Source organism: Streptomyces sp. NPDC041122 (assembly GCF_055592445.1).
In genome coordinates this window covers 530,776-541,681 of sequence record NZ_JBVIYQ010000006.1, presented here as the reverse complement: position 1 = coordinate 541,681, position 10,906 = coordinate 530,776, and the positions used below count along the sequence as shown (strand labels likewise).

At 71.9% G+C, this 10,906-nt stretch carries 13 protein-coding genes; 3 read left to right on the top strand and 10 right to left on the bottom strand.

Annotated elements, in window-relative coordinates; genetic code table 11:
- From ACZ6B8_RS24300 to ACZ6B8_RS24255, 10 genes are all read right to left on the bottom strand, one after another.
- Positions 1-786, bottom strand: a complete 786-nt coding sequence (locus ACZ6B8_RS24300; protein WP_471608580.1) for an ABC transporter ATP-binding protein — start codon at positions 784-786, stop codon at positions 1-3.
- Positions 783-1,781: a FecCD family ABC transporter permease gene (locus tag ACZ6B8_RS24295; protein WP_471608610.1), complete on the bottom strand. Its 999-nt coding sequence runs from the start codon at positions 1,779-1,781 to the stop codon at positions 783-785. The genes ACZ6B8_RS24300 and ACZ6B8_RS24295 overlap by 4 nt, the downstream gene beginning before the upstream one ends.
- A 2-nt stretch (positions 1,782-1,783) precedes the next feature.
- Complete coding sequence (locus ACZ6B8_RS24290; RefSeq protein ID WP_471608579.1) at positions 1,784-2,818, bottom strand: FecCD family ABC transporter permease; 1,035 nt, start codon at positions 2,816-2,818, stop codon at positions 1,784-1,786.
- Positions 2,815-3,810 carry an ABC transporter substrate-binding protein gene (locus ACZ6B8_RS24285; RefSeq protein WP_471608578.1) on the bottom strand — a complete coding sequence of 332 codons (996 nt, stop codon included), beginning with the start codon at positions 3,808-3,810 and terminating at the stop codon, positions 2,815-2,817. Before ACZ6B8_RS24285 ends, ACZ6B8_RS24290 begins: the two co-directional genes overlap by 4 nt.
- Positions 3,811-3,945: 135 nt before the next feature.
- Positions 3,946-4,797: a siderophore-interacting protein gene (locus ACZ6B8_RS24280; protein WP_471608577.1), complete on the bottom strand. Its 852-nt coding sequence runs from the start codon at positions 4,795-4,797 to the stop codon at positions 3,946-3,948.
- The gene (locus ACZ6B8_RS24275) at positions 4,794-5,033 is read right to left on the bottom strand and encodes a phosphopantetheine-binding protein (protein WP_471081465.1); all 240 of its coding nucleotides are present in this window, start codon (positions 5,031-5,033) and stop codon (positions 4,794-4,796) included. Before ACZ6B8_RS24275 ends, ACZ6B8_RS24280 begins: the two co-directional genes overlap by 4 nt.
- Positions 5,034-5,359: 326 nt before the next feature.
- On the bottom strand, positions 5,360-6,739 hold the full coding sequence (locus tag ACZ6B8_RS24270; protein ID WP_471608576.1) for a mycothione reductase: 1,380 nt from the start codon (positions 6,737-6,739) through the stop codon (positions 5,360-5,362).
- Between the two features lie 60 nt (positions 6,740-6,799).
- The gene (locus tag ACZ6B8_RS24265; RefSeq protein ID WP_471608575.1) at positions 6,800-7,027 is read right to left on the bottom strand and encodes a hypothetical protein; all 228 of its coding nucleotides are present in this window, start codon (positions 7,025-7,027) and stop codon (positions 6,800-6,802) included.
- 117 nt (positions 7,028-7,144) lie between these two features.
- A complete protein-coding gene (locus ACZ6B8_RS24260) occupies positions 7,145-7,912 on the bottom strand; it encodes a heparin lyase I family protein (protein ID WP_471608574.1) in 768 nt (255 codons plus the stop codon).
- A gap of 208 nt (positions 7,913-8,120) precedes the next feature.
- On the bottom strand, positions 8,121-8,687 hold the full coding sequence (locus ACZ6B8_RS24255) for a DoxX family protein (RefSeq protein WP_471081477.1): 567 nt from the start codon (positions 8,685-8,687) through the stop codon (positions 8,121-8,123).
- Positions 8,688-8,874: 187 nt separating this feature from the next.
- Here ACZ6B8_RS24255 and ACZ6B8_RS24250 point away from each other — a divergent pair, with 187 nt between their 5' ends.
- The 3 genes from ACZ6B8_RS24250 (at position 8,875) to ACZ6B8_RS24240 (ending at position 10,825) form a co-directional block, all read left to right on the top strand.
- Positions 8,875-9,024: a hypothetical protein gene (locus ACZ6B8_RS24250; RefSeq protein WP_355819660.1), complete on the top strand. Its 150-nt coding sequence runs from the start codon at positions 8,875-8,877 to the stop codon at positions 9,022-9,024.
- Positions 9,025-9,193: 169 nt separating this feature from the next.
- Positions 9,194-9,766, top strand: a complete 573-nt coding sequence (locus ACZ6B8_RS24245) for a dihydrofolate reductase family protein (RefSeq protein ID WP_471081481.1) — start codon at positions 9,194-9,196, stop codon at positions 9,764-9,766.
- Positions 9,767-9,820: 54 nt separating this feature from the next.
- The gene (locus tag ACZ6B8_RS24240; RefSeq protein ID WP_471081484.1) at positions 9,821-10,825 is read left to right on the top strand and encodes a YdcF family protein; all 1,005 of its coding nucleotides are present in this window, start codon (positions 9,821-9,823) and stop codon (positions 10,823-10,825) included.
- Positions 10,826-10,906: the final 81 nt, after the last annotated feature.

The window sequence follows — 10,906 nt, the reverse complement described above, 5'->3', positions numbered from 1 at the left end:
TCATTCTCCTTGCAGGGTGGGGACGACCATCGGCGTATCGGTCACCGGGTCGGGGACGATGACGCTCGGCAGGTCGAAGACGTCCTTGATCAGGGCGGCGTCCACGATGTCCGTGGGGACGCCCTCTGCGGCCACCCGGCCGTCCTTCATGGCGACCAGGTGGTCGGCGTAGCGGCACGCCTGGTTGATGTCGTGCAGGACGGCGATGACCGTGCGGCCCCGGTCGCGCAACGCGGACAGCAGGCCGAGCAGTTGGTACTGGTGGGTGATGTCCAGGAAGGACGTCGGCTCGTCGAGCAGCAGGCAGGGCGTCTCCTGGGCGAGCACCATGGCCATCCACACCCGTTGGCGCTGCCCGCCGGAGAGTTCCTGCACCGGCCGTTCGGCGAGGTCGGTGACGCCGGCGGCGTCCATCGCCTCGGTGACGGCCTTCTCGTCGGCGGCGGACCACAGCGCGAGGAGCGACTGGTACGGGAAGCGGCCCCGGCCGACGAGTTGGCGGACCTTGATGTCGTCGGGGGCCTGCGGGTCCTGCGGCAGGAAGCCGAGTTGCTTGGCCAGGGCCTTGGCCGGGTAGCCGCCGATCTCCAGGCCGTCGAGCTGGACGTGGCCGCTGTCGGGGCGCAGCAGCCGTACGAAGGCCCTCAACAGGGTTGATTTGCCGCAGCCGTTGGGGCCCACGACGGCGGTGAACGCACCGTCGGGGACGTCGAGGTTCAGTCGGGTGGAGACCACGCGGTCTCCGTAGCGCAGGGTGAGGTCCCGCGCGGTCAGGCGTGCGCTCACGCGCGCCTCACCTCCTTGGTCAGCAGCCAGATCAGGTAACAACCGCCGATCGCGGTGCTCACCACGCCCACCGGCAGCGCGACGGGCGCCAGCAGCATCTGGGCGATCAGGTCGGCGCCCAGGAGCAGCACCGCCCCGGTGAGCGCCGCGGGGAGCAGCGGGACACCGGCGGCGCCGGCGAGCCGGCGGCCGATCTGCGGGGCGGCGAGCGCGATGAACGCGATCGGCCCGGCCACCGCGGTCACCGTCGCCGTGCAGCCGACGCCGACCAGGACCATGACGAGGCGGAGCCGGTCGAGGGCGACGCCGGTGGTGACGGCGACGGCGTCGCCGAGCGACGCCTGGTGCATGGCGTGCGCCCGGGTGGCCATGAGGGCGAGCAGCACGCCGATCACCGTGAACGGGATGCCCAAGTCCTCCCAGCCGACGCCGTTGAGCGATCCGGCGCTCCAGCCGACCGCCGCGATCGCCACGTCCAGGTCGGCGCGGAGCACGATCCACGCATTGACCGCGGTCACCATCGCGTTGACGGCGATGCCGATGACGACGAGGCGAAGGCCGGAGAATCCGCGGTCGAAGGAGAGGAGGTAGATGGCGGCCGCGACGACGAGCCCGCCGGTCACGGAGCCGACGGCCAGTTGGGCGGAGGTGCCCGACAGGGCGGTGAGGGCGACGAGGGCTCCGGTGTAGGCGCCCGCGTCGAGGCCGATGACGTCGGGGCTGCCCATCGGGTTGCGGGTGAGGTTCTGGAAGAGGGCCCCGGCCACGCCGAGTGTGGCGCCGAAGACCAGTCCGGCGAGCACCCGCGGCAGCCGCCAGTCCGAGATGACGACGGAGGGTTCGGTGCCGCTCAGCGCGGAGAACACCTCGTCGGGGGTGGACCAGGAGGCGCCGTAGCAGAGCCCGGTGAGGGCCAGGGCGAGCGTGAGGGGGACCAGGACGGCGACGAGCACCACCGTGCGGCGCTCGGTCCGCAGTCCGCGGACGTTGAGCATGCTCACAGCGACCCCGCCCCGTGGCGGCGGACGGCCCAGATCAGCATCGGGCCGCCGAGGAAGGCGGTGACGATCGCCACCGGCACCTCGCCGGTGGGCAGCAGCACGCGCGAGCCGATGTCGGCGATCAGCAGCAGGATCGGCCCGAGGACCATCGAATGGAGCAGCAGCCACGGCACCGAGCCGCCGGCCGGCCTGCGGACCAGGTGCGGCACGATCAGCCCGACGAACAGGATGGGCCCGGCCACCGCCGTCGCGGCCCCGCTCAACACGGTGATCAGGACGAGTGCGGCGGTCCGTACGCGGACCACGCTCGCGCCCAGGGTCTGTGCCACGTTCTCGCCGAGCGCCAGTGCGTTGAGGGCCCGGCTCAGCAGCAGGGCGCCGAGCAGGGACACCGCGATGGCGGTCAACGGCCAGGCCAGCGGGGCCTGTTCGCGGGACGCGAGCGAGCCGACCGACCAGAACCGGTAGACGTCGAAGGTGTCCGGGAGCATCAACCGCAGGCCCAGCGCGACGCCGCCGAGCACCGCGGTCAGGGCCACACCGGTGAGCACGAGGCGCAGCGGGGAGCGGCGCCCGACGGCGGCGACGAGGAGCGCGGCGAGCACCGAGCCGGTGACCGACCAGCCCAACTGGCCCGCCTGCCCGGCGGCGAGACCGAGTCCGGAGCCGACGGTGATGGCGAACCCGGCGCCCGCGGTGACCCCGAGGATGCCGGGTTCGGCCAGCGGATTGCGGGCCAGCGTCTGGATCAGCGCGCCCGCCACCGCGAGGGCGGCGCCCACCGCGACGGCGAGCAGCGCGCGGGGCGCGCGGACGTCGCGCACGATCACGTGGTCGTCGGTGCCCCGGTGGTCGACGAGGGCGCGGACGACCTCGGTGGGCGCGATGTGCCGGGCGCCGACGCCGACGCTGAGCACGGCGACCACCAGGAGCAGGACGACTCCGCAGGCGAGGAGGGCTACCTGTGCTCCGCTGCGCGGGCCGGCCCGCCGGGTTCCGAGCGCCTCGGGGGCGCGGCCCGCGACGGTCACCGCTTCAGGAGCGGCGCGAACGACGTGTCGACCGCGTCCAGGGTCCGCATGGCCTGGCCGTAGGTGGCGGACTCGGTGTAGCGCAGCGGGAAGGTCTTGCCGGCCTTCACGGCGGGCAGGTTCTTCCAGAGCTTGGAGTCCATGACGTACTTCACCGGCTGCGGGATGCTGCCGTCGGCGTTGACGGAGTACGTGATGGCGTCGGCCTCGCCGAGCGCGTCGGGGAGCTCTTCGAGGGAGGGGTACTCGCTGACGGCGCGCGAGCCGGGGCCCTTCTTCTTGACCTTGCCGTAGTACGTCGCGCCGACGTCCTCCGCGATGTTGGTGCCCCAGGAACGGCCGAACTCCCGCTGCCAGGTGCCCTTGGCACTCTCGCCGTACGCGCCGACGTGGCCCAGCTTCAGCTGTGGAAGGACCTTCCGGTACTTCTTCGCCAGCCGCGCGGCCTTGGCCTCGTAGGTGTCCTTGATGGCGTCGAACTTCTCGAGCCCGCCCGCCGCGTCGGCCTGCTGGCGGGACTGTTGGCGCCACATGGACGGCACGGTCGGGCCGATCGCCACCACGGGCGCGATGGACTCCAGACGCTTGACGTCGACGTCGCCGAGGGCCGGCTTCGGCACGCCGATCACGATCAGGTCGGGCTTCGCCTCGGCGACGGCCTCGTAGTTGGTCTCGGCCGCCTGTTCGCCCGCCACCTTGGGGAGCTTCTTGTACGTGGCGAGGTCCCGCTTGCTCATCATCGGCTCGCCGCGCTTCCACGACGAGACCCCGACCAGCGGCACATGGGCCTCGATGAGGACGGGCACGGCGTAGCCGGTGGCGACCACACGCTTCGGGTCGGCGGGGATCTTGATCTTGCCGTTGTCGGCGGCGAACACCCGGGGCGAACCCTTGCCGGAGCCCTTCGAGCCGCCGTCCGACGACCCGCACCCGGTCAGCGCCAGGGCCAGGGCCACGGCTCCGATCAGCCCCGACGATCTGCGTATGGACATTCTTCCACTCCTTGTTACTTAGGTAAGGCTAACCTTAGTTGATGTTTTCGGGAGACAGCACATCCCAGGTCCGAACCCGTTCCGCCCGGCCGGCTCGACCGCTCGGTCAGCCGTCCCGGCCGGTCGGCCGTCGCGTCAGTGGTCGTCCTCGTCGAAGTCGGCGACGCCGCGCTTCCAGTAACCGGTGATGTCGTGGTCCGCCTTGCCGAGCCCCAGCGCGTCGCGGACCCAGCGGCGCAGCGGCTTGATCTGCCCCGCCTCGCCGGCGATCCACACGTACAGCCGCTCCCCCTCGGGCACGGCCACCGCGGTCACGGCACGCTCCAACGCGCCGCCGGTGCCCGCCGGAAGAGCTCCCCGGTGCAGCCAGTGCACCTCGAAGCCCTCGGGCGCCGAGAGCTCGATCTCCTCCGTGGCATCGGCGACTTCGATGAAGGCCCAGCCCTTCGCGGTCCGGGGCAGCTCTTCCAGCCGGCGGGCGATCGCGGGCAGGGCGGTGATGTCGCCCGCGAGGAGGTAGCGGTCGTAGGCGTGCGGGACGATCAGGCCGCCGGGAGGCCCCGCCACGTGCACGACCGCGCCCGGCTCGACCCGGTGCGCCCAGTCCGAGGCGAGCCCGCCGTCGTGCGGGACGATGTCGATGTCGAGCTCACGGGCGGCAGGGTCGTACCGGCGCACCGTGTACTCCCGCGAGGTGGGGGCGGGCCGCGGCCAGCGCAGCATCGATCCGTTCCGCTCAGGCAGTCGCAACGAGCCGTCCGGCTCCGGGAAGATGAGTTTCACGTGCTCGTCCGGCGCGTGCGCCTCGAACCCCTCGATGCCCGCACCGCCCAGAGTCAGCCGCAGCAGACCGGCACCGACCTCGGCCGTGCGGACGACCTCGGCCTGCCGGAGGCCGATCGGGTAGCCCACCTTCTCGGCGTGCGCACCGTTTTGCACCTCGGCGATCCGCTCCAGGTGCCGGTCGCGATGGTCGACCCGCCTCATGCGTCACGGCCCGTCAGGAGCGCGGTCCAGTGGGCCAGTTCGGGCCGCTCGGCCAGGTCGGGGAACTCCAGCGAGCCGGCGCCCGCGTCGCGCCACCGCTGAACCAGCGTCATGATCCGCACCGAGTCGAGCCCGAGGTCGAAGAGGTCCTCCCCCGGCACGATCTCGGCTGGATCGCAGTCGAGCAGCTCCGCGATGTCGGCGCGGACACGCTCGGGCGACAGGGTCTGGCTCATCGGGTGACTCCTTCGGGACGGTTGCCGCCCGCCGGCGCGTTCGGCGAGCGGTGGCGAGCGGTGGCGATACGGACATACGGGGACACCCCCGCACGGCGCGGGCGAGACGGGCAGCATCGGCGCAGCTCGGTGCACACTTCCCCGCCCCGCCAATTAGTGAGGCAAGGCTAACCTAACCTACGGGCACGAGGGGCATGCAAAAGGGGAGGCACACCATGTGACCTCCCCTGACTCCGGCTCTCCGCCGCCGCGTCACATCGCGGCGCGCACGGGCCCGTTGACCGCGCGGGCCGCGGAGGCGGCTCCCGCCGCGCCGCCCGCGCCCCTCACCCGTCCTCCCCCAGGTCGAGATCGCGCAGCGCGTTGTCGACGACCTCGGTGAGGGCCGGGTGGACCCACAGCGGGCGTTCGGCGACCTCCCGCGCCTTCAGCCCGAAGGTCATGGCGAGGACGAAACTCTGGATGAGGGTGGCGGCCTGCGGACCGAGCACGTGCGCGCCGAGCAGCCGTCCGGAAGCCCGGTCGGCGAGAACCTTGCAGAATCCCTGGGTGTCCTCCAGCGCCCAGCCGTACGCGACGTCCTCGTAGCGGCACGTCCCGACCGCGTAGTCCAGGCCCTGCTCCACGGCCGCCTGTTCGGTGAGGCCGACCTGGGCGATCTGGGGGCGGGTGAAGACGGCCGAGGGCACCACGTCGTACGACATCGTGCGTGGCCGGCCGGGGTGGAGGAGGTTGTGCGCGACCACCTCGCCCTCCCGGTTGGCCACGTGCTTCAGGGGCGGCCCCGGCACGATGTCGCCGAGGGCCCACACGCCCTCGGCGCTCGTGCGCAGTTGCTCGTCGACCTCGATCAGGCCGTCGTCGTCGCAGGTGACGCCGGTTCGGTCCAGGTCGAGCCGGTCGCTGTTCGGCGTGCGCCCCACGGCGACGAGCAGGGTGTCGGCCTCGATCTCCGAGCCGTCGTCGAGCGTCAGCCGCAGCGCTCCGGGGCTGCCCTCCACGCGGACCAGTTCGCGGCCGAGCCGCAGGTCGTGGACGGGACGCACGATCTCGGTGAACGCCGAGGCGACCGAGGTGTCCTGCCCGGCGAGGAGCTTGTCCTGCTTCTCCACGATGGTCACGGAGCTTCCCGCCGCGTGGAAGACGTGGGCCAGCTCGGCGGCGATGTAGCCGCCGCCGAGGACCACCAGCCGCCGCGGCACCTCGTCGAGGCGCATCACGGTGTCGGACGTCTCGTAGGGCAGTCCTGACGCGGCGACCACGGGCGGCACCACGGGACGCCCGCCCGCGGCCACCACGATCCGGTCCGCGCTCACGGAGACGGGGCCGTCCACCGTCTCCACCAGCAGTTCCCGCTCGCCGGTGAACCGCGCGCGCCCTTGGTACACCGTCACGAAGTCGTCGTCGCGGCGGCCGGCCTCGCCGTCCCGCGCGGTGGTGTCGAGCCGGCCGAAGACGCGTTCCTGGACGGCCGGCCAGGCGATGCCCTCCAGGCTCGCCCGCACGTCGTGCCGACCGGACTCGCGGACCGTGTCGGCCACCTCCGCCGTCACGGCGAGCATCTTGCTGGGGATGCAGCCCGCGTTGAGGCAGGTGCCGCCGAAGGGGCCCGCCGCGACGAGGGCGACGTCGAGGTGCGCGAAACGGTCGTCGATCACCGCGTTGCCGGTGCCCGCGCCGAGGACGAGAAGATCATGGTGTCGCATATGCGGAGCGTATCCAGGTATGCCCGTCGCACACCTCGTACACGGCGGAGCGGCCCGGCCCTACAGGTGGCGCGGCGGGCTGTTGCGGATCGCCGAGCGGCGGGCCCACAGCGCGCACCCCAGCAGCGCGAGTCCGGCGAACGAGTACACCCACGCGTTCGTCGTCCCCGTGGCCGCGCCGATCGCCCAGACCAGCGACCACACGGCCAGCAGGACGCACAGGGCGCTCCAGGCCACGCCCCACATCCGCTGGCGCGCTTCGAGTCGCTGCGACGTACCGCGTTCCATCTCTCCCATGGCGGGCGGGCCACTGTGCTCTTCACGCATCGTCATACTCGGCCGAATGCCCCCGCCTCCGTTGATCAATCCCCGCGGTCGGCGGGTTCAACTTCCGCCGTGGCGTGGTCAGTCGACGTCCGAACGGGTCTGCCCCATCGCGAGCCCGTCGATCCAGTTGATGGACGCCGTACTCACGTCGGTGCCCCAATAGGTGCCCCAGCGCGGCTTGTTGCCGAGGTCGTCCCAGGTGCGGGCGCCGGTGCGGGAGGCGATCTCCTGACCGTCGAGATAGACGGAGAGCTTGCCCGAGCTGCCCGAGCTGGTGGTGATGCCGAGCTGGATCGCGTGCCAGGCGCCGGCCGACCACGCGGCGGAGCCGATGGGGGTCCACACCTCGCCGGGCGCGACGTACCAGACCTTCAGCTTCCCGTCCTCCACCTTCATGATCACGGGATAGTTCTGGCTGTGCTGGTCGTTGGTGCCGTTCGACTTCCACTGGAAGACGGTCTGGGCGTCGCCCGTCTTGGTCATGGAGTCCCAGCCGAACCAGTAGGTGCCGCCCTCCCGCCACGGGTACTCACCGGACGCGGTCCGCACGTTGTGCGCCTCACAACGCGGCACACCGATGGGCTTGTTGAACTTGAAGATGTCGCCGCGCGAGCCGCCCCAGTTGTCGACGGTGACACTCGCCGGCGATGCGCACAGGGTGGTGCCGAACACGCCGAGTCCGTTCGACGCGTCGCCGTCCCACAGCACGCTTCGGGTCCCGGCGGGCCTCTTGTCGCGCTCGGGCGCCGGGGCGCCGCTGGATTCGGGGGCGGCGAGGGCCCAGGCGGCGAGAACGGCGACGGCGACGCCGCCCGCCGAGGTCAGTGTCTTCCCGGTACGGTGCACGGCTGCTCCTGCGCGTCGTGGGGGGGGTGACGGATTCGGCCACCGGCCGAGAATGACACCGGCCCGCGGGGGCAGCAAGCGCTTTCACACCGGGGATCCCGACCTTCACAACTCCGGTACGCGACACCCGAACGGCGCGCCACCGGAGTACCGATGACGCGCCGTCAGGTCTGCTGTCGTATCGGCCGGTCGCGGATCCGGCCCTTCCTCACAGATGCCGCGTGACGGCCTGCTGCGCGCTCTCGGACAGCGAGCGGACCGTCCCCGCGGCGCCCTCCGCCGCCCCGCTCAGCGCGCCGACGGCGTCGCGCCGGGCGCGCCGGGCGGTGCGCCGGCCGGTCACCGCGGCGGCACGGGTGCGGTAGGCGACGGACGGCTTGCCGTGCGTGTCGGCCGCCGCGATGAGGAGTCCGCCGAACAGCGAGACGTTCTTGATGAACTGGGTGCGCTGGGCGGCCCGTCGCTCGGGGTCCTTCTCCTTCCACCAGGCGTGCCCGGCCAGCGTCGTCGGCACCAGCGTGCCGGCCAGTGCGAGGGCGGCCACCCGCGGCACCCGCCCGGTCGCGAGCATCAGCCCGGCGCCCAGCTGCACCGCGCCGTTGAGGCGGACCAGCTTCTCGGGGTCCTCGGGCAGCCAGGGGATCCGGGAGGCGACGGGGGCCGCGAGCGGCTCGGCGGCGGGTGCCACGCGCTCCGGGTTCCGGAGGGTGTGCACCCCGCCGGTGACGAAGACGGAGGCGAGCATCGGACGTGCGCATTTCCTGAGAACAGCCATGTCTCTCGGCTGCCCGCAAAGGCCGCGTCCAGACACGTTTTCCCGCCGAACGGGACACGGCGCCCCGCTCCCCCGTCGTGCTCACCGGGCCGACCCGGGGTGAGGACGCGGCTACGGGGTACGGGAGCAGCGACCCGACGACAGCGACACATCCGCCGCCACGGCGGTGAGAACCCGGGAGGACCTCATGGCCGGACTGATCGCACGCCTCAAGGCCTACAGCCGCACCCCGCAGGGCCGGCAGACCGTCGACACGGTGCGCCGCGCCGCCGCCGACCCGCGCAAGCGCGCGCAGGCCCGTTCGCTCCTCACACGTCTGCGCGGGCGCCGCCACTGACCCGCCGCCCTCGTACGGGCGAACCGGGCTGAGGCCGGTGCGTCTTGCGGCGATGAGTTTCTCCACGCCCCGGGGTCTTCAGGGATAGTTGGCGCACCGCGGCCGGACCACCGGTTCCGCGGGCGCCGGCCGACCGCTTCCCGCCCACCCGATCCACCCAGGAGACCCCATGCGCACCCTCATCAGCACCGCCTTCGTCTCGCTCGACGGCGTGGTGGAGGCCCCGGGCGGTGAGCCCGGCTACCGGAACTCCGGGTGGACGTTCAAGGACGTCGAGTTCCTCCCGGAGGCGTACGAGATCAAGGGCAGGGAGCAGCAGGAGGCCGCCGCGATGATGCTGGGCCGGGCCAGCTACGAGGCGTTCAGCGCGGTCTGGCCCGACATGACGGATTTCGCGCGGTACAAGGTGCTGCCGAAGTACGTCGTCTCCACGACTCTCGACGAGAAGGACCTGGTGGAGAACTGGGGCGAGACCACGATCCTGCGCTCGCTGGACGACGTCGCCGCCCTCAAGGAGACCGAGGGCGGCCCGATCATCGTCCACGGCAGCGCCGCCCTCAACCGGAGCCTCTCGGACGCGGGCCTCATCGACCGCTACCACCTGCTCGTCTTCCCCCTGCTGCTCGGGGCGGGCAAGCGGCTGTTCAGCGACACGGACAAGGACGCCCAGAAGCTGCGCCTCGTCGAGCACGAGGTCTACGCCAACGGCCTGCAGAAAAACGTCTTCGACGTCGTCCGCTGAGCTCCGGACGGCCCGGAGACCGGAACACTCGGACACTCGGAGACCCTGTTGCGGATGGTCATTTACGCCCCGGCGGCGCTGCTTTTCCTCGTCTTCTGCTGGCGCATGGCGCGCGAACGCCGCCGGTTCGGCAACGCCGTGCTCCTGGGCCTGGCCGCCCTGTGCGCACTGGCGGCGTGGATGTACCAGCTCGTCACGGCGGGCTCCACCTCGGGCCGGATCGTGGCCGCCGCGCTGCTCGGCCTCGGCGCGCTCGGCATTCTCGTCCTCGTCTGCCTGCTCTTCCTCAACGGCCTGAACATGGTGCGCAAGGAGGGCAGGAGCCCCACCAATCTGCTCTCCCTGATGGGCGCGGTGTGCGTCGTCGCCGTCGTGGCGCTCGTGATCACCGCGGCCGTGCTGCGCACGCCCGTGCTGATCGGTGTGGGGGTGGCGGCGCTCGGACTGGCCTGTTACCTCTCGTTCCTGTTCCTGAGCTTCGTCGTGTACGCGTTCCTGTACGGCCGCATGCGGATCCGCCGCAAGGCCGACTTCGTGGTGGTCCTGGGATCCGGCCTCATCGGCGGCTCCAAGGTGCCCCCGCTGCTCGCCAGCCGGCTCCAGCGGGCCCAGGAGGTCCACGCGCTGCTCAGCAAACGCGGCGGCGCACCCGTGCTCATCGCCTCCGGGGGCCAGGGGCCCGACGAGGAGCTTCCGGAGTCCCACGCGATGGCCGACTTCCTCACCGAGCGCGGCTTCCCCGCCGACCTGATCGAGCGGGAGGACCGGTCGACGACGACCGAGGAGAACCTGCGGTTCAGCAAGGCGATCATGGAGAAGACCGACCCCGGCTACCGGTGCGTCGTCGTCACGAACAACTACCACGCCTTCCGTGCCGCGCTCACGGCGCGCCGGGTCGGCGTCCGGGGGCAGGTGGTGGGCTCGACCACGGCCGCGTACTTCTGGCCCAACGCGACGATCCGCGAGTTCGCGGCCGTCCTCGTCGCCTACAAGCGGACGAACATCGCCCTGTGCCTGCTCTTCGTCCTCAGCGGGATCCTGGCCTGGGCCACGCGCTGATCGGAAGGCCCTCCGAGATCTCTGGGAAGAGATCCGTGTAACCGCATCCGTGGTGGGCAGGCGTACCAGTGCAGGGGTGAC

What these genes read in the sequence shown, in the direction of transcription:
- ACZ6B8_RS24240 (WP_471081484.1), top strand. Translation starts at nt 9,821, where the DNA reads ATGGTCATTTACGCCCCGGCGGCGCTGCTTTTCCTCGTCTTCTGCTGG.
- ACZ6B8_RS24250 (WP_355819660.1), top strand. Translation starts at nt 8,875, where the DNA reads ATGGCCGGACTGATCGCACGCCTCAAGGCCTACAGCCGCACCCCGCAG.
- ACZ6B8_RS24270 (WP_471608576.1), bottom strand. Translation starts at nt 6,739, where the DNA reads ATGCGACACCATGATCTTCTCGTCCTCGGCGCGGGCACCGGCAACGCG.
- ACZ6B8_RS24295 (WP_471608610.1), bottom strand. Translation starts at nt 1,781, where the DNA reads ATGCTCAACGTCCGCGGACTGCGGACCGAGCGCCGCACGGTGGTGCTC.
- ACZ6B8_RS24245 (WP_471081481.1), top strand. Translation starts at nt 9,194, where the DNA reads ATGCGCACCCTCATCAGCACCGCCTTCGTCTCGCTCGACGGCGTGGTG.
- ACZ6B8_RS24275 (WP_471081465.1), bottom strand. Translation starts at nt 5,033, where the DNA reads ATGAGCCAGACCCTGTCGCCCGAGCGTGTCCGCGCCGACATCGCGGAG.
- ACZ6B8_RS24285 (WP_471608578.1), bottom strand. Translation starts at nt 3,810, where the DNA reads ATGTCCATACGCAGATCGTCGGGGCTGATCGGAGCCGTGGCCCTGGCC.
- ACZ6B8_RS24265 (WP_471608575.1), bottom strand. Translation starts at nt 7,027, where the DNA reads ATGGAACGCGGTACGTCGCAGCGACTCGAAGCGCGCCAGCGGATGTGG.
- ACZ6B8_RS24255 (WP_471081477.1), bottom strand. Translation starts at nt 8,687, where the DNA reads ATGGCTGTTCTCAGGAAATGCGCACGTCCGATGCTCGCCTCCGTCTTC.
- ACZ6B8_RS24280 (WP_471608577.1), bottom strand. Translation starts at nt 4,797, where the DNA reads ATGAGGCGGGTCGACCATCGCGACCGGCACCTGGAGCGGATCGCCGAG.